This is a genomic window from Streptococcus sp. HMSC064H09 (genome assembly GCF_001812625.1).
Taxonomy (GTDB): Bacteria; Bacillota; Bacilli; order Lactobacillales; family Streptococcaceae; genus Streptococcus.
Genome location: NZ_KV809620.1, coordinates 46283 through 64926 on the forward strand (window position 1 = coordinate 46283; position 18644 = coordinate 64926).

The window sequence follows — 18644 nt, forward strand, 5'->3', positions numbered from 1 at the left end:
AAGGCGGTGTCTTAACCCCTTGACCAACGGACCAAGTTCTGAGATTTTTATCTCGTTAATACTCTTATTATTATATCAGAGTATTCGGTTTTGTCTATACTTTTTTTCAAAAAAAATATTAAATTTTGCTAAATTTATTCGAATTTTACGTTAGTTTTTATCTTGCTTTTACAAAGTATTGACATGTTGCTATATATTTTGTAAACTAATAGAGTTATTGGTCCCATAGCTCAGCTGGATAGAGCATTCGCCTTCTAAGCGAACGGTCGCAGGTTCGAATCCTGCTGGGATCAGATAAAAAACGCAATCTAGAATCTCTAGTTGCGTTTTTCTTTTGCCTCGATAAATAAGAAATAATTTAAAACAAACAAGGGAAGCAAAGTCGTATATAGGCTGTATTCATGTAAATATTGAGCAAACCAAGTTGAGGCTGCGACTCCTACCATAAATGTAAAGATGATAATAGTTGTATAAGAAGCTTGTTTAAGCACTTTGGCATCACCCTCGTCAATAGCCCTAGCAATGGTTAAAGAAGTATTAGTAATATTACCAGTCATCATAAAGGAAGCATAATTTACACCTCTGACTCGCTTAAAAATACCTACTTGAAGAGAGGCGAAGAATGCCAAGCCTGCAATCGTAATAGTAGAATCAACGTATGGTGTAATAATTGCAAGAATAGTCATCAAGAGAAGGGCAAGTCTAATCGCTTGCAAATGCCATCCCCACTTATGGTTAATGAGCCACTTCTTAACAAAAAAAACAAAAAACTGACCTAAAACAAAGAAAAAAATAGGTATTACATAGCTAAAAGCTCTTGCAATATGCCCCTCAACAAGGTGAATGACCAAATAGAGGAGATTGCCTGTCTGGATACTTGCAAATCGACCGTCTTGAGTATTGTAAGTATAGGCATCAATGAAGCCTCCTATATAACTAACAAGAGTTGCTACTCGTAATCCTTCAAAAACACGATAGGAGCGTTTTTTCATTCTGAACATGTCTGTTTCCTTTTTTCTACTTATGATAAGGACTTCCCTGCTGAATCATGAATGCACGATAAATTTGTTCTACTAATACAAGGCGCATAAGCTGATGAGGGAATGTTAAGAGACCAAAACTCATCAATCGATTAGCTCTCTTTTTTACTGTTGGAGAGAGTCCCAAACTGCCCCCTATAATAAAAGTAATATCTGAATAGCCTCTAAGGGTCACTTGCTCTAACTCTTTAGCAAATTGTTCCGAGGGAAATTGTTTTCCTTCAATAGCTAAGGCAATGACATAATCACGATCACCTACTTTAGCCAAGATACGCTGTCCTTCTTTGTCTAGGATAGCTTTATTTTCAGCTTCACTTGCATTATCTGGCGTCTTTTCATCCGTTAATTCTATAGATTCAAATTTTGTGAAGCGTCCTAGTCGTTTGACATACTCCGCAATGCCATCTTTCAAATATTTTTCTTTCAGTTTTCCAACGGTAATCAATTTAACTTTCATAGGCTTATTATAGCACATATCCACAATCTTTTAACACCTTATCCACACCTTTTTCGTGTCAAGCATCTATAGTTATCCTTATAAAATCGCTTTTTATCTACACTTTTTGAAACTTATCCACAGACTGTTGATAACTGTTTTTTAAAATCACTTTATGATATAATTAAGCTTACTTTGATATGTTTATCAAAAAGGAGGACTAAACGTGAAAAAATTTAACTGGAAAAAAATAGTAGCGCCAATTGCAATGCTTGTTATTGGCTTACTAGGTGGTCTACTAGGTGCCTTTATCCTATTAACAGCAGCAGGGGTATCTTTTACCAATACAACAGATACAGGTGTTAAAACAGCTAAGACCGTATATAACAATACAACAGATACAACTAAGGCCGTTAAGAAAGTACAAAATGCCGTTGTTTCTGTCATCAATTACCAAGAAGGCTCATCTTCAGATTCCCTAAATGAACTTTATGGTCGTATTTTTGGTGGAGATGATAGTTCTGATTCTAGCCAAGACAAATCAAAAGATTCTGATGGATTGCAAGTCGCTGGTGAAGGTTCCGGTGTTATCTATAAAAAAGATGGGAAAGAGGCCTACATCGTAACCAACAACCACGTTGTTGATGGTGCTAAAAAACTTGAAATCATGCTTTCAGATGGATCAAAAATTACTGGTGAACTCGTTGGTAAAGATACTTACTCTGACCTAGCAGTTGTCAAAGTTTCTTCAGATAAAATAAAAACCGTCGCAGAATTTGCAGATTCAAACTCCCTCACAGTTGGTGAAAAGGCAATTGCTATCGGTAGCCCACTTGGTACCGAATACGCCAACTCAGTAACAGAGGGAATCGTATCTAGCCTTAGCCGTACCGTAACTATGCAAAACGACAATGGTGAAACTGTCTCAACAAATGCTATCCAAACAGATGCTGCCATTAACCCTGGTAACTCTGGTGGTGCCTTAGTCAATATTGAAGGACAAGTTATCGGTATTAATTCAAGTAAGATTTCATCAACGTCAGCAGTCGCTGGTAGTGCCGTTGAAGGTATGGGATTCGCCATTCCATCAAACGATGTTGTCGAAATCATTAATCAATTGGAAAAAGACGGTAAAGTTACACGCCCAGCCCTAGGAATCTCAATGGCCGATCTTAATAGCCTTTCTAGCAGTGCAACTTCTAAATTAGATTTACCAGATGAAGTTAAATCTGGAGTTGTTGTCGGTAGCGTTCAAAAAGGTATGCCAGCTGACGGTAAACTTCAAGAAAATGATGTTATTACTCAAATTGACGGTAAGGAAATCAGCTCAAAAACTGATATTCAAACCAATCTTTACAGCCATAGTATCGGAGATACAATCAAGGTAACCTTCTATCGTGGTAAAGAGAAGAAAACTGAAGAACTTAAATTAACAAAATCTACAGAAGACTTATCTGACTAAGTCATTGACAAATCTGTCAAAAGACCTTTACAATAATGTAAAGGTCTTTTTTGGAAAGGAATAACATGCAAGAACAACTCAAAGCTTTACCTATTAGTGAAATCTACCCAAATCCTTTTCAACCTCGTATAGAATTCTCTGATGAAGAATTAGCAGAACTAAGCCAATCAATCGCTGAAAATGGACTGATACAGCCAATCATTGTCCGAAAATCGGACATTATTGGTTATGAACTAATTGCTGGGGAAAGACGTTTACGTGCCTGTAAACGTCTGGGAATGACAGAAATCCCTGCAGTCGTAAAGGAAGTCTCAGATCAAGAGAGTCGTAAACAAGCTATTATTGAAAATTTACAACGCTCGAATCTCAATCCTATTGAAGAAGCAAAGGCCTATCGTAGTTTAATTAATGAGTTAGCTTACAGTCACGAGGAACTGGCAAAAGCTATGGGGAAATCCAGGCCCTATATCAGTAACGCTCTCAGACTCCTCCAACTTCCCAAAGAGATACAGACAAGTATCGAAAATGGCAAACTGAGTCAAGGACATGCTAGAGCGCTTTTATCTGTTGAGGATACCCAAAAGCAATTAACTATCTATCATCAGGTGCTTACTGAAAAATGGTCCGTTCGTACTCTGGAAAAAAGACTTCAAGAACTTCCTAAAAAACAAAAATCAAAAAAAGATATTCACATAAAAGATAAAGAAAAAGAACTAGAAAAATCACTTGGTCTCCCCGTTACTCTTCGTTATCACAAAAATCACTCTGGAACTATTCAGATCCACTTTTCGACGGAAGAAGATTTTAACAGAATTATCAACAAGCTAATTTGACCTGTGAATTGATGAGAAAAGAGAAACAAACTTATCCACATCATAAAAATGTTGCCCTCCCTTTATTTTAGAGGGTTTCTTTTTTTATTCACAACTTGTGGATAACTCTTGAGCACAATGTGAATTGTCTTTTTTTATCTGTGGATAACTCGTGAAACTTTTATCTTCTGGCCTGTGGAAAACTTTTTTGTTTTATGATAGAATCAGAGAACAAGAATAAAGAAGGAGAATTGATGGAATGACCGAAAAAGAGCATTTTTTTTGGAATAAGCTCTTAGAGCTGGCCAAAGAGGAACTAACACAAGCCACTTTTGATTATTATGTCCTAGATACCAAGCTCATCAAAGTTCAAAATAACGTTGCTACAATTCTGCTTGAAGAAGTCAAAAAGCTATTCTGGGAAAAGAATATGCAATCTTTCATTTTGATGGCTGGTTTTGAAGCCTATAATAGTGAAATAAAAGTTGAGTACGTCTTTGACGAAGCGCTCATAAACGAGGCAAATTCAACTGTAGCAAATAATGACTTTGGTAATAAAAAGGAACAGCAGACCCCTGCTCTTCCTACATTGGACTCAGACTTAAATAGTAAGTATACCTTTGATAATTTTATCCAAGGGGATGAAAATCGTTGGTCAGTTGCTGCATCTTTAGCTGTAGCTGATTCACCAGGAGCTACTTATAACCCTCTATTTATTTACGGAGGACCTGGTCTCGGGAAAACTCACTTGCTCAATGCTATTGGAAACAAGGTCTTACATGATAATCCTCAAGCACGCATTAAATACATTACTGCAGAGAATTTCATTAATGAATTTGTTGTACATATCCGTTTAGATAAAATGGACGAACTAAAACTTAAATATCGTCATCTGGACGTTCTCTTAATTGACGATATTCAATCATTGGCTAAAAAATCAACGCAAGCCACTCAAGAGGAATTCTTCAATACCTTCAATGTCCTTCACAATAATAATAAACAAATTGTCCTGACCAGCGACCGTAATCCAGATCAATTGAACGAGATGGAAGAGCGTCTTGTCACGCGCTTTAAATGGGGGTTAACCGTCAATATCACACCACCTGACTTTGAAACGCGAGTGGCCATTCTTACTAATAAGATTATGGACTATGATTATCATTTTCCTCCTGAAACAATTGAGTATTTAGCTGGCCAATTTGATTCAAATGTCCGTGACTTGGAGGGGGCCTTAAAAGATATTAGCTTAGTTGCCAATGTTCGCCAGTTAGATACTATCACAGTTGAGGTAGCTGCCGAAGCTATTCGCGCACGTAAAATGGATGGTCCTAAGTTAACTCTTATTCCGATTGAGGATATCCAAACTGAGGTAGGGAAATTTTATAATGTCACTGTAAAAGAAATTAAGGCAACTAAACGAACACAAAATATTGTCTTGGCACGTCAGGTAGCCATGTATCTTGCCCGTGAAATGACTGATAACTCCCTTCCAAAAATTGGAAAAGAATTTGGCGGAAGAGACCACTCAACTGTCTTACATGCATACAATAAAATCAAAAATATGATTGCCCAAGATGACAGTTTACGCATTGAAATTGATACCATCAAAAACAAGATAAAATAACACTTGTGGATAACTATTAAAAATCATTCAAACTTTTCCACAGGCTGTGCACAAGTTCAAAGCCTTGATAAAACTATGTTTTGTAGACTTATGCACAGTGTCCACAAGACCTACTACTACTACTAAAATAATACTAATAAAAATAAAGGAGCATCATGATTCAATTTGCGATTAATAAAGCTTATTTCTTACAAGCACTTCATACGACTCGCCGTGCTATTTCTTCTAAAAATGCTATCCCAATTCTATCGACGATTAAAATCGAAGTTACCAGTGATGGTATCTATTTGACAGGATCAAATGGGCAAATCTCAATTGAAAATAGTATCTCAGTTTCGGAAGAAAATGCAGGTCTATTAATTACACAGCCAGGTAGTATCCTTTTGGAAGCAAACTTTTTCATTAATGTTGTCTCAAGCTTGCCTGATGTTACCCTTACTTTTGAAGAAATCGAACAATACCAAGTTTTACTGAAGAGTGGTAAATCAGAAATTACTTTAAAAGGGAAAGATGTTGAACAATATCCCCGTATTCAGGAAGTTGATAGCTTGACACCATTGCTCATGGACACAAAAGTGTTAAAATCTATCATTGCTGAAACTTCATTTGCAGCAAGCACTCAAGAAAGTCGTCCAATTTTAACCGGAGTTCACTTTGTTCTTTCAAATCATAAAGATCTCAAAGCTGTAGCAACTGACTCTCACCGAATGAGCCAACGTCAACTTGTTTTGGAGCATTCTGCAGATAACTTTGATGTCGTAATCCCAAGTCGCTCACTTAAAGAATTGTCGGCAGTTTTTAGCGATGATATTGAAAACTTAGAGGTCTTCTTCTCAGCAAATCAAATTCTATTCCGTAGTGAAACAATTTCTTTCTATACACGTTTACTTGAAGGAAATTATCCAGACACTAATCGTCTCTTGTCCGATTCATTTGAAACAGAAGTTGTTTTTGAGACTGCTAGCCTTCGTTCTGCTATGGAACGTTCATATTTGATTTCTAATGCTAGTCAAAGTGGTACCGTTAAACTCGAAATCATTAATGGTAGTGTCAGTGCCCATGTTAATTCGCCAGAAGTCGGAAAGGTGAATGAGGATATTGACGTGCAAGATGTTTCAGGTAGTGATTTGGTCATTAGTTTCAATCCAACCTACCTAATAGATGCTTTGAAAGCTCTTAAGAGTGAGACTGTCCGTGTACGTTTCATTTCACCAGTACGTCCATTTACATTGACGCCAGCAGATGACAGTGAGAATTTTATTCAATTGATTACACCTGTAAGAACAAACTAAAATCGAAAAAGTTATCCACTGTGGATAACTTTTTTACTAGAAAGGGAATTTATGTACCAAATTGGAAGTTTAGTTGAAATGAAAAAACCACATGCTTGTACTATCAAAGCAACAGGAAAAAAAGCTAATGAATGGGAAGTAATCCGTCTTGGAGCTGACATTAAGATTCGTTGTACGAATTGTGATCATGTGGTCATGATGAGTCGTCATGATTTCGAGAAGAAACTTAAGAAGGTTTTATAACAGGTGTTGGAGAGACTATATAACGAGAGTTTTATGTTAAGAAAATTACTTCACTAGCAATATAAAGACTTTCTAAAGTCCCTAATCATCTTCTTTATAGCATTCTTTGCCTTGCTTTCCTTTTTATGATTCTCAAAGGGAAGTTGCCTATTTTTAACAATTTTTGTGTTATAATTAACTGAATTACTTTTTTATGGAGAAATAAATTAATGGCTTTAACAGCAGGTATCGTCGGTTTGCCAAACGTTGGTAAATCAACTCTTTTCAATGCAATTACAAAAGCGGGTGCGGAAGCTGCTAACTATCCTTTCGCGACAATTGATCCAAACGTAGGTATGGTTGAGGTACCAGATGAGCGTTTGACGAAACTGACTGAACTTATTACCCCTAAAAAGACAGTTCCAACTACATTTGAGTTCACAGATATTGCGGGTATCGTAAAAGGAGCATCAAAGGGTGAAGGTCTTGGAAATAAGTTCTTGGCGAACATTCGTGAAGTAGATGCGATTGTCCATGTGGTTCGTGCTTTCGATGATGAAAACGTTATGCGTGAACAAGGGCGTGAGGATGCCTTTGTAGATCCGATGGCTGATATTGATACAATCAATCTAGAATTGATTTTGGCTGACCTTGAATCAATTAACAAACGTTATGCGCGTGTCGAAAAAATTGCGCGTACACAAAAAGATAAAGATTCTGTAGCAGAGTTTAACATTCTTCAAAAGATTAAACCCGTTCTAGAAGATGGTAAGTCTGCACGTACGATTGATTTTACTGAGGAAGAGCAAAAAATTGTTAAGGGACTCTTCCTCTTGACAACAAAACCAGTGCTTTACGTGGCTAACGTTGATGAAAATCAGGTTGCAAATCCTGATGATATTGATTATGTCAAACAAATTCGCGAGTTTGCAGCGACTGAAAATGCAGAAGTAGTTGTTATCTCGGCACGTGTTGAGGAAGAAATTTCTGAATTGGATGATGAAGACAAAGAAATGTTCTTGGAAGACCTTGGTTTGACAGAATCAGGAGTTGATAAACTGACACGCGCAGCCTATCACTTGCTTGGTCTTGGAACTTACTTTACTGCTGGTGAGAAAGAAGTACGTGCTTGGACCTTTAAACGCGGTATCAAGGCACCACAGGCAGCCGGAATTATCCACTCTGACTTCGAGAAAGGCTTTATCCGTGCCGTAACCATGTCTTACGATGATCTCATTAAATATGGTTCTGAGAAAGCTGTTAAGGAAGCTGGTCGCCTTCGTGAAGAAGGAAAAGAATACGTTGTCCAAGATGGCGACATCATGGAATTCCGTTTCAACGTTTAGAAAATAAAAAATAGTGCACAAGGCTGAAAAAGTATTTTTCAGTCCTTTTGCTGTTTATCAAAGAGGAGAAATAATGACAAAATTAGTAGTTGGCTTGGGAAATCCTGGTTCAAAATACCATGAGACACGTCACAATGTTGGTTTTATGGCTATTGACCTAATGGCTAAGGAACTGGGATTAACCTTTTCTGAAGAAAGGACCTTTAAGGCTGAAGTGGCTTCGACCTTTTTAAATGGTGAGAAGGTTTATTTTGTGAAACCAACAACCTTTATGAATCTATCAGGTCTAGCTGTTAGAGCATTACTAGCTTATTACAATATTCCCATGGAGGATTTTATCGTCATTTACGATGACTTAGATATGGAAGTTGGGAAATTGCGCTTTCGTCAAAAAGGTTCAGCGGGTGGTCATAATGGTATTAAATCTATCATTGCTGAAACTGGCACTCAAGAATTTGACCGTATAAAAATTGGTATTGGACGCCCACAGAAAGGAATGTCGGTCGTTAATCATGTCCTTGGAAAATTTAGTGAAGACGACTATGCCACAATTTTACTGACTTTAGACAAGGTAGAGACAGCCCTCAATCATTACCTGAAAACCAATGATTTCGAAGATACTATGAGGCGTTATAATGGCTAATACTCTATTAGATTTTTTTGAGAAGAATCATCAATTGCTTGAGTGGCGTGATAAAGTAACCCTATTGAGTAGGCAGTTGGTCATGGGATTTTCTGGTTCCAGCAAGGCAGCTGTCATGGCATCTGCTCTTTCTGAGCAGGTTCCTAAGATTTTAATAGTTACTTCAACACAAAATGAAGCTGAGCAACTGACAGGAGATTTGTCAGCTATCTTAGGAGAGGATAAGGTTTATTCTTTTTTTGCAGATGATGTAGTAGCTGCAGAGTTTATCTTCGCTTCACCAGAAAAGACCCATTCTCGTCTTGAAAGTCTTAATTTTTTAATGGATAAAGAGGCCAGTGGGGTTTTGGTCACGAGTTTAGTTGGTACTAAGTTACATTTGCCTAACCCTAAGGTTTATAAAGACTCTCGCATTGACTTAACACTAGGGGAGGAACATGATTTAGAGGCTCTCAGTAAGCATCTGACTCATATTGGATACCAAAGAGTGGAGCAAGTTCTCTCACCTGGTGAGTATAGTCGTAGGGGCGACATTTTAGATATTTATGAAATGACTTCAGAGCTCCCCTACCGTTTAGAATTTTTTGGAGACGAGATTGATGGCATTCGTCAGTTTGATAGCGATAGTCAGAAATCTTTAGACAATTTAGAGCATGTTATAGTATCACCAGCAGATGATATTATCTTAACAAGAGAGGATTACCAACGTGCTGAGAAGGCCCTAGAAAGTGCGGTCTCGAAGGCAGAAGGTCCTCATAAGGCTTACCTTGAGGAAGTTCTGTCGGTTACGATTGATGGCTACCGTCATAAAGATTTACGTAAGTTTTTGTCTCTCTTTTATGATAAGGCTTATACCTTATTTGACTACCTTCCCAAAGGAACTCCTGTATTCATTGATGATTTTCAAAAGATAGTGGACCGCCATGGACGTCTTGAATTGGAGGTGGCTAATCTTTTAACTGAGGATCTTCACCAAGGCAAGTCTCTGAGTCATCTAAACTACTTAGTGGATTCATTTAAGACTTTACGTAACTATCAGCCAGCTAGTTTCTTTTCGAATTTTCATAAGGGCTTGGGAAATCTTAAATTTGATAAGTTGTATCAATTCACGCAATACCCTATGCAGGAGTTCTTTAACCAGTTTCCACTTCTAGTTGATGAAATACATCGCTATACCAAGAATAAGGCTACAGTTATTTTACAAGTGGGGTCTGAAAAGCAACTCAAATCTTTGAAGGAAACCTTGGAAGAATATGATTTAGATTTACCACTTAGTAGTTTTGGAAATTTGATTCCTCATAAGCCTCAATTAGTTCTAGGAAACTTATCCAATGGTTTTTACTTTGCTGATGAAAAGCTTGTTCTGGTCACTGAACGTGAGATTTTCCATAAAAAAGTAAAACGTCGTGCGCGTGCCAGTCACGTTTCCAATGCTGAGCGTCTAAAAGATTACAATGAGCTTGAAAAAGGTGATTATGTTGTACACCAGACTCATGGTATCGGACAATTTAAAGGTATTGAGACTATTGAGATTAAAGGGGTGCATCGTGACTACTTAACCATCCAGTATCAGGATGCTGCAACAATTTCTCTACCTATTGAGCATATTGAGAGTCTCTCTAAGTATGTGTCAGCGGACGGAAAAGTGCCTAAAATTAATAAACTCAATGATGGGCGTTTCCAAAAGACTAAACAAAAAGTAAGTAAGCAAGTAGAGGATATTGCTGATGACCTCCTAAAACTCTATGCCGAACGCAGTCAACTTAAAGGTTTTGCATTTTCACCAGATGATGATAACCAAAGGGATTTCGAAGATGATTTCGCCTATGCTGAGACAGAGGATCAATTGCGTTCTATCAAGGAAATTAAGGCAGACATGGAGTCAGACAAACCCATGGATCGTCTCTTGGTTGGTGATGTTGGTTTTGGTAAGACAGAGGTAGCTATGCGTGCCGCCTTCAAGGCAGTCAATGATGGAAAGCAAGTTGCTATCCTAGTTCCTACAACGGTTCTTGCCCATCAGCACTATTTGAATTTTAAAGAGCGTTTTGAAAATCATGCCGTTGAAGTAGATGAACTCAGTCGTTTTAGAAGTAAAAAAGAGCAGAATGAGACTATTGAAAATCTAGCTAAAGGGCGTATTGATGTTATTATTGGTACCCACCGCCTACTGTCTAAAGATGTTAAGTTTTCTGACTTAGGATTGCTAGTAATTGATGAAGAACAACGTTTTGGCGTGAAGCATAAAGAGAAACTTAAGGAGTTGAAAGCTAAGGTTGATGTCCTTACTCTAACTGCGACACCTATTCCTCGTACGCTTCATATGTCTATGTTAGGTATTCGTGATTTGTCGATTATTGAGACAGCACCTACCAACCGTTATCCAGTTCAAACTTATGTTATGGAAACCAATCCTGGTCTTATTCGAGAAGCGATATTAAGAGAGATGGACCGAGGTGGTCAGATTTTTTATGTTTATAATCGTGTTGAAACCATTGATCAAAAAGTTTCTGAATTACATGAGCTAGTCCCTGAAGCACGTATCGGATTTGTTCATGGTCAGATGAGTGAGGTTATGTTGGAGAATACCCTCTTGGATTTCTTGAATGGTGATTACGATGTATTGGTAGCAACGACCATTATCGAGACAGGGATTGATATCTCCAACGTTAATACTCTCTTCATTGAGAATGCAGATCATATGGGCTTATCTACCCTTTATCAGTTGAGAGGTCGTGTGGGACGTAGTAATCGAATTGCTTACGCCTATCTCATGTATCGTCCTGACAAAGTATTGACGGAAGTCTCTGAGAAGCGATTGGATGCTATTAAGGGCTTTACAGAACTGGGATCAGGTTTCAAAATTGCCATGCGTGATTTATCAATTCGTGGTGCAGGGAACATTCTTGGCGCTTCTCAAAGTGGTTTCATCGACTCAGTCGGATTCGAAATGTACTCGCAACTCTTGGAAGAGGCTATCAATAAACGTCAAGGTAAAACTCAAGTTCGACGTAAAGGAAATGCAGAGTTCAATCTTCAGATTGATGCTTACCTCCCTTCTGACTATATTTCTGATGAGCGCCAAAAAATTGAAATTTATAAGCGTATTCGAGAAATTGAGAATCAGAAAGATTATCAAGACCTTCAAGATGAGCTTATTGACCGCTTTGGAGAATATCCAGACCAAGTTGCCTATCTCATTGAGATTGGTCTGGTTAAGGCCTATTTGGATGCTGCCTTTGCAGAATTAGTTGAGCGTAAGAACGATACTATCACTGTTCGTTTCGAAAAAGCCTCTCTCAAATTCTTCTTGACTCAAGATTATTTCGAAGCTATCTCTAAAACGCATTTAAAAGCAAAAATTAGTGATAACCAGGGGAAAGTAGAGATTACTTTTGATGTCCGTAACAAGAAAGACTATGAAATTCTTGAAGAATTAAAGATTTTTGGACTGACATTTATGGAAATCAAAGAACGTAAAGAAAAAAAAGAAGCTTAAGGAAAGTTTAAGTAAGTCTCTCTATACTATAAAACATCCTAAAACTTTTCTTTTTCATAAATCTCCTGAGAGGGTCGACTAGTGTCGATCCTCTTATTTTTGTATTGAAAAGGCTTTAGTCCCCTATTTTCTAAAAAAAATGCTATCATAGAAGAGATATCCTAACGAAAAGGAAACAGTAACATTGAGATTAGACAAATATTTAAAAGTATCACGAATTATCAAACGCCGTCCAGTTGCTAAAGAAGTGGCTGATAAAGGGCGTATAAAAGTAAATGGTGTACTCGCTAAGTCATCTACAGATTTAAAAATTGGTGACCAAGTGGAAGTTCGTTTTGGAAATAAACTCTTGACTGTCCGTGTTCTAGAAATGAAAGATAGTACGAAAAAAGAAGATGCGGCAAAAATGTACGAGATTATAAGTGAAACAAGGATTGAAGCAGATGAGCAAGAAGCCTAATATTGTACAGCTTACGAATGATTACATTGATAATGCCAATCAAGAGCAACGATTAGAGCGTGCCGAACACGAACAAAGGAATCGCTTTATGGGGTGGATTCTCTTTGTGGTTGTTTTACTCTTCATCTTGCCAACTTACAATCTGGTTGAGACCTATATGAATATCAAGCAGCAAGAGAAGGAAGTCTTGTCGCTTCAGAAAGACTATGATAAATTGTCAGATCAGACAAAGGAACGAAAGGATTTGGCTAAGAAACTTAAGGATGATGCTTTCGCCGAGAAATATGCGCGTGCTAAGTACTATTATTCACGTGAAGGAGAGTCTATCTATCCTGTACCAAGCTTATTACCCTAATGAAAGATTTACTTAAAACTGTAGAAACTTTTTTAACCTATTCAGAAGCCAAGTTAGAGGAACTATCAGCAAAAAATCAGCAACTTAAAACGGAATTACCGAGGAAAGAGGAGGTGAAGAAGCAAGCATGAAAAAGCTCTTAATAGCTGCAACTGTTGTGCTTGTATCTTCTAGCCCCCTGGTCCTACTTCCTATGGAGAAGGAGCTAACTCTGACCCCGAAACAGGTCCAAAAATTGACTCAAAATACTACAGCTAGTTTGACTCAATTTAAACAGATTCCTAAAAATCCAAGAACGATAACAACTATCCTAACTTATAAGAACAAGGATTTAACAGAATTTAAAACCAGTATCCAAGCGGATACCAAACTATCGATTTCTGCTATTTTTTGGAATGCTAAAGGTGAACCTGTTTTCCAACTTCAAGATGGTGATTATGTAGCCGCTAGTCAGAAATCAATTGTAGACGACAGTATCTATAATCAAAAACCAGTAGATATGACCTTCTGGACTAAAGATGGTTTAACGGTATACAAAGAACCTTACGTTTTAGGGACTGAAAAAGCTGACTCCAAACTCGCTAGTTTTAAACCCATTAAGGTTAGTCAAGCAGCTCAGACGCATGCTGGGACCTACTATTTGGTAGACGGAGAGGGTTGGATTAACGCTTCTGATTTGTCAACGACTGACAATCGCATCGAGGCTGTTCAAAAAGTCCTTAATGAGAAGTATAACAATCAAGAACGCATCTCAGTTTATGTTAAACAGCTTGATACGGACCGAGTAGCTGCTATCAATGACGAAAAAAGCATGTATGCAGCTAGCGTAGCTAAGCTAGGAGTACTCTATTATGCACAGGAACGTCTGTCTCAAAAGAAATTATCATTATCAGATGAGTATCAATATACCTCTGCTGTAAATGGTTTTCCAGGTGCCTATGATCCAGATGGTTCTGGAAAGATTAGTAAGATGCCTGATGATAAGAATTATAGCTTGGAAAATCTGTTAAAGGCTGTAGCCCAAAACTCAGATAATGTAGCGACAAATATATTATGTTATTATGTAGCCAATCAGTATGATAAAGCCTTCCAAAAATCAGTAGATAAAGCCGCAGCGACCTCGTGGAATATGGATAAAAAGGAGTTGACTGCTAGAGCCGCAGGTACTTTGATGGAGGCTGTTTATAGACAAAATGGAGATATTATCAATTATCTTTCAAGCACGGACTATGATGGCGAACGTATTTCCAAAAACATTGATGTCCCTGTTGCACATAAAATAGGGGATGCCTACGACTTTAAACATGATGTCGCTATTGTTTATGCAGATTCTCCCTTTATTTTATCGATTTTTACGGATAAAGAAGGCTATGACAAAATCACCTCAATTGCAGATGATGTTTATGGAATTTTGAAATAATGACACAAAAATTGTTGCAAATGATGCAAGCCAAGGGTTATTTTAACCGGCACAAGAAAATTTTAGTAGCAGTATCAGGTGGAGCAGACTCTATGAGTTTGCTGCACTTTTTGTATAGCCATCAAAAAGATTTGGATATTCAGTTGGGGATTGCTCACGTTAATCATAAACAACGACAAGAGTCGGAGCATGAAGAAGCGTATTTACGTCATTGGGCAGTGGAACACAAGGTACCTTTTCACTATAGTGCATTCTCAGGAAAGTTTTCAGAAAATGCTGCCCGTACCTTTCGCTATGAGTTTTTTAAGCAGGTCATGAAAGATTATGATTACTCTGCTCTTGTAACAGCCCATCATGCAGATGATCAGGCAGAGACAATTTTTATGAGACTGTTGAGAGGAAGTCGTTTAAGACACCTGACAGGAATTTCAGCTATCAGACCATTTGGCACTGGTCAGATTATTCGTCCCTTTTTGCATCTTACGAAAGCTCAGCTTCCAGTAACTTTCCATTTTGAAGATAGGAGTAATAGTTCACTAGCCTACCTTAGGAATCGCATCAGACTGTCCTATCTTCCTACTTTATCTCAGGAAAATCCTAAAATTAAGGAGCACCTTTGTCTTTTAGCCGAGGAGATTGGTCTTATGGAGCAAGCTCTAGGAGAGTTAACAAAGGATATTAGTATCACTGATTTATCTGTTTTTCAGCAACAGTCAGATGCTGTCCAGCTTTTTCTTCTTCAGAATTATTTAGACTCCTTTCCTGATTTACAGCTTTCTAAAGGCCAATTTAATCAATTGATAAGTTATCTAAGGAAAAACGCTTCAGGAAAGATGCCCCTAAAAAATGGTTATGAACTAGTAAAAACACAGACATATTTCTTGATAAGGAAAAAAGCGTCTATTTCTTTATCGCCTCCTTGTCTCTTAGAATTTGGAAAATCTGTTGAGTTTGAGGATTATACCTTGACTTTTTCAGAATTCAATGACGTTTCTAACACAGATGCTATTAGTATTTGGTCAGATGCCCCAATAGTGATTCGTCATAGAAAAGAAGGCGATAAGATTGACCTTGGTAGTCACCATAAAAAATTAAGACGACTGTTTATAGACAATAAGATTTTAGAGAAGGATCGTCAAAAAGCCATTGTAGGAGAACAAGATGGTCATATTATTTTTCTTTATGTTGCTGGGCGTCTCTATTTGAAAAAAAGACCTGAAAATGCTATACTTTATGGCACTGTAGTCATTTATAAGAATTTCTAATCAAATACCATGTTCAAATAACGATGATTGAAGTAAAAGTGGTATAATAACAGAATATTGACTTCGAGAAAGGGAACCCAAATGTTAGAAAAAGACATTAAAAAAGTCCTCTTTTCCCAAGAGGATATCGTAGCTAAAACTAAAGAACTAGGACAACAACTGACAGAGGATTATGCGGAGAAAAATCCTCTTCTAGTCTGTGTTTTGAAAGGTGCTGTTCCATTTATGGCAGAACTTATCAAACATATCGACACCCATATTGAGATGGACTTTATGGTCGTTTCAAGTTATGGTGGCGGAACTGTCAGCAGTGGTGAAGTAAAGATTCTTAAAGATGTTGACACTAATGTTGAAGGACGAGACATCATCTTTATTGAAGATATCATTGATACAGGTCGTACGCTCCTTTATCTTCGAGATATGTTCAAGTACCGTAAAGCCAATTCAGTCAAAATCGCAACTCTTTTTGATAAACCAGAGGGTCGTGTTGTTGATATTGAGGCAGATTACGTATGTTATGATGTCCCTAATGAATTTATCGTTGGTTTCGGACTAGACTATGATGAAAAATACCGTAACCTCCCTTATGTCGGTGTCCTAAAAGAAGAAATTTATACAAAATAAGTAAAGGTCTAATTAATTTATGAATAATAAAAATAATAATGGCTTCTTACGGAATGCTTTTCTCTACATCATAGTTATTATTGCGGTTGTAACTGGAGTACAATACTTTGCAGGAGGAAGCCAAAGCCCAAGTCAACAATTGTCTTACACACAGTTGGTTAAGAAAATTGAAGATGGTAAGGTAAAATCTATCACTTATCAGCCAGACGGTAGTATCATTGAAGTTAAAGGTAGCTACAAAAAGGCTGAAAAGGTTGATACTGACCTTAGTCTACCATTTTTAGGTAGTGCATCATCAGAGACACGTAGCTTTACATCGACTGTGCTGCAGAATGAAACAACCATGCAGAAATTGCAATCAGCATCAGAAGCAGCTGATGTTAATGTTAAAATGATACGTGAAAGTTCAAGTGGTGCTTGGATTTCATATCTTTTTAGTTACCTACCTTTGATTGGGATTGCTATTTTCTTTCTTTTCATGATGAATCAAGGCGGTAACCGCGGTGCAATGAATTTTGGCCGCAACCGTGCTAAGACTCAATCAAAAGAGAATATTAAAGTTCGTTTCACAGATGTGGCTGGTGCGGAAGAAGAAAAAGAAGAACTTGTAGAAGTCGTAGATTTCCTCAAAAATCCACGTAAATATAAAGCACTTGGTGCACGTATCCCTAAAGGTGTCCTCCTTGAAGGTCCTCCAGGGACAGGTAAAACTCTTCTTGCTAAAGCTGTAGCTGGTGAAGCAGATGTTCCTTTCTTTAGTATCTCAGGTTCTGACTTTGTAGAGATGTTTGTCGGTGTCGGAGCAAGTCGTGTTCGTAGTCTTTTTGAAGACGCTAAAAAGGCTGAACGTGCTATTATCTTTATTGATGAAATCGATGCGGTTGGGCGTCGTCGTGGTACTGGAATGGGCGGTGGTAACGACGAACGCGAACAAACCCTTAACCAACTGTTGATTGAAATGGATGGTTTTGATGGGAATGAGAATATCATTGTCATTGCTGCAACCAACCGTAGTGATGTTCTTGACCCAGCCCTCCTACGTCCAGGACGTTTTGACCGTAAAGTTCTTGTAGGTCGCCCAGATGTAAAAGGCCGAGAGGCTATCTTGAAAGTTCATGCTAAAAATAAACCATTGGCTGAAGATGTTGACCTTAAGGTTGTGGCTCAACAAACTCCAGGTTTTGTCGGAGCCGACTTAGAGAATGTCTTGAATGAGGCAGCTCTAGTTGCAGCACGACGTAGTAAGACTAGAATTGATGCTAGTGATATCGATGAAGCAGAGGATCGTGTTATTGCCGGACCATCTAAGAAAGACCGCCAAGTTTCAGAAAATGAACGTAAAGTTGTGGCTTACCATGAAGCAGGTCATACAATTGTTGGTTTGACACTTTCTAGCGCTCGTGATGTTCACAAGGTTACTATTGTTCCACGAGGTCGAGCAGGTGGTTATATGATTTCTCTACCAAAAGAGGATCAGATGTTGTCATCTAAAGATGAGCTAAAAGAACAATTGGCAGGCCTTATGGGTGGACGCGTTGCAGAAGAAATTATTTTCAACGTTCAAACCTCAGGTGCTTCAAATGACTTTGAGCAAGCAACACAGCTGGCACGTGCAATGGTTACTGAATATGGTATGAGCGAAAAACTTGGACCAGTCCAATATGAGGGTAATCATGCGATGAATCCAGGACAATTTACGACAGATAAGTCTTACTCAGCTCATACAGCTCAACTTATTGACGAAGAAATTCGATCACTTTTAGTTGAGGCACACGATAAAGCAGCTGAAATTATCAATGCAAACCGAGAAACACATGCTCTCATTGCAGAAGCTTTACTTAAGTATGAAACACTCGATGCTACACAAATCAAGTCAATTTATGAGACTGGTAAGATGCCGGAGGATTCTCTTGGAGACTCAGAAGAAGATAATCATGCCTTATCTTACGACGAAGTCAAAGAAAGAATTGAAAATAAAAATAAAGATGAAGAAGAGTAAGGAGTTCTACTCTTCTTTTTTTTAAGTAAAATCGAGAGAAAATAAGTAAAATCGAGAGAAAAAATACCATTAAAAAACATTATAAAAAAAGAAAATTAAAATCACTGCAAATTATTGACAAGATAAGTCAGAGATGATATTATAA

17 protein-coding genes and 1 tRNA gene are annotated in these 18644 nt (G+C 37.8%); 16 read left to right on the plus strand and 2 right to left on the minus strand.

Annotation, left to right across the window (positions count from 1 at the left end; genetic code table 11):
* The first annotated feature begins 219 nt into the window (after positions 1-219).
* Positions 220-293: transfer RNA gene (locus HMPREF2867_RS08840), tRNA-Arg, on the plus strand.
* Between the two features lie 24 nt (positions 294-317).
* On the opposite strand, the gene HMPREF2867_RS08845 is transcribed toward HMPREF2867_RS08840, so the two are convergent.
* Together HMPREF2867_RS08845 and rlmH are read right to left on the minus strand one after the other, a co-directional pair.
* The gene (locus tag HMPREF2867_RS08845; protein ID WP_070577141.1) at positions 318-1001 is read right to left on the minus strand and encodes a YoaK family protein; all 684 of its coding nucleotides are present in this window, start codon (positions 999-1001) and stop codon (positions 318-320) included.
* Positions 1002-1017: 16 nt separating this feature from the next.
* A complete protein-coding gene (rlmH, locus tag HMPREF2867_RS08850; RefSeq protein WP_037598563.1) occupies positions 1018-1497 on the minus strand; it encodes a 23S rRNA (pseudouridine(1915)-N(3))-methyltransferase RlmH in 480 nt (159 codons plus the stop codon).
* Between the two features lie 205 nt (positions 1498-1702).
* On the opposite strand from rlmH, the gene HMPREF2867_RS08855 reads away from it, so the two are divergent.
* The 15 genes from HMPREF2867_RS08855 (at position 1703) to ftsH (ending at position 18499) form a co-directional block, all read left to right on the plus strand.
* Entirely contained in the window at positions 1703-2938 is a 1236-nt protein-coding gene (locus tag HMPREF2867_RS08855) for a S1C family serine protease (protein ID WP_070577144.1), read from the plus strand.
* A gap of 65 nt (positions 2939-3003) precedes the next feature.
* Positions 3004-3771 carry a ParB/RepB/Spo0J family partition protein gene (locus tag HMPREF2867_RS08860; protein WP_037598566.1) on the plus strand — a complete coding sequence of 256 codons (768 nt, stop codon included), beginning with the start codon at positions 3004-3006 and terminating at the stop codon, positions 3769-3771.
* A 238-nt stretch (positions 3772-4009) separates the two neighbouring features.
* Positions 4010-5374, plus strand: coding sequence for a chromosomal replication initiator protein DnaA (dnaA, locus tag HMPREF2867_RS08865; protein ID WP_037599382.1), 1365 nt, complete (start codon positions 4010-4012; stop codon positions 5372-5374).
* Between the two features lie 155 nt (positions 5375-5529).
* Positions 5530-6666 (plus strand): DNA polymerase III subunit beta, encoded by a 1137-nt coding sequence (gene dnaN, locus HMPREF2867_RS08870; RefSeq protein ID WP_002883965.1) that lies wholly within the window; start codon positions 5530-5532, stop codon positions 6664-6666.
* Between the two features lie 51 nt (positions 6667-6717).
* Entirely contained in the window at positions 6718-6909 is a 192-nt protein-coding gene (locus HMPREF2867_RS08875; protein ID WP_037599384.1) for a DUF951 domain-containing protein, read from the plus strand.
* Positions 6910-7118: 209 nt separating this feature from the next.
* Positions 7119-8234, plus strand: coding sequence for a redox-regulated ATPase YchF (ychF, locus tag HMPREF2867_RS08880; protein WP_070577145.1), 1116 nt, complete (start codon positions 7119-7121; stop codon positions 8232-8234).
* A gap of 73 nt (positions 8235-8307) precedes the next feature.
* Entirely contained in the window at positions 8308-8877 is a 570-nt protein-coding gene (pth, locus tag HMPREF2867_RS08885; protein ID WP_070577147.1) for an aminoacyl-tRNA hydrolase, read from the plus strand.
* Positions 8870-12376, plus strand: a complete 3507-nt coding sequence (mfd, locus tag HMPREF2867_RS08890; protein ID WP_070577149.1) for a transcription-repair coupling factor — start codon at positions 8870-8872, stop codon at positions 12374-12376. Before pth ends, mfd begins: the two co-directional genes overlap by 8 nt.
* 184 nt (positions 12377-12560) lie before the next feature.
* Complete coding sequence (locus HMPREF2867_RS08895) at positions 12561-12836, plus strand: RNA-binding S4 domain-containing protein (protein ID WP_002883975.1); 276 nt, start codon at positions 12561-12563, stop codon at positions 12834-12836.
* Positions 12820-13191 carry an FtsB family cell division protein gene (locus HMPREF2867_RS08900; RefSeq protein WP_002886276.1) on the plus strand — a complete coding sequence of 124 codons (372 nt, stop codon included), beginning with the start codon at positions 12820-12822 and terminating at the stop codon, positions 13189-13191. The genes HMPREF2867_RS08895 and HMPREF2867_RS08900 overlap by 17 nt, the downstream gene beginning before the upstream one ends.
* Positions 13191-13322 carry an SP_0009 family protein gene (locus tag HMPREF2867_RS08905; RefSeq protein ID WP_060972108.1) on the plus strand — a complete coding sequence of 44 codons (132 nt, stop codon included), beginning with the start codon at positions 13191-13193 and terminating at the stop codon, positions 13320-13322. Before HMPREF2867_RS08900 ends, HMPREF2867_RS08905 begins: the two co-directional genes overlap by 1 nt.
* Positions 13319-14611, plus strand: coding sequence for a serine hydrolase (locus HMPREF2867_RS08910; protein WP_070577151.1), 1293 nt, complete (start codon positions 13319-13321; stop codon positions 14609-14611). Before HMPREF2867_RS08905 ends, HMPREF2867_RS08910 begins: the two co-directional genes overlap by 4 nt.
* Entirely contained in the window at positions 14611-15876 is a 1266-nt protein-coding gene (gene tilS, locus HMPREF2867_RS08915; RefSeq protein WP_070577153.1) for a tRNA lysidine(34) synthetase TilS, read from the plus strand. The genes HMPREF2867_RS08910 and tilS overlap by 1 nt, the downstream gene beginning before the upstream one ends.
* Positions 15877-15957: 81 nt before the next feature.
* Entirely contained in the window at positions 15958-16500 is a 543-nt protein-coding gene (gene hpt, locus HMPREF2867_RS08920; protein ID WP_060972955.1) for a hypoxanthine phosphoribosyltransferase, read from the plus strand.
* Positions 16501-16519: 19 nt separating this feature from the next.
* Entirely contained in the window at positions 16520-18499 is a 1980-nt protein-coding gene (gene ftsH / locus HMPREF2867_RS08925) for an ATP-dependent zinc metalloprotease FtsH (RefSeq protein WP_070577155.1), read from the plus strand.
* Positions 18500-18644: the final 145 nt, after the last annotated feature.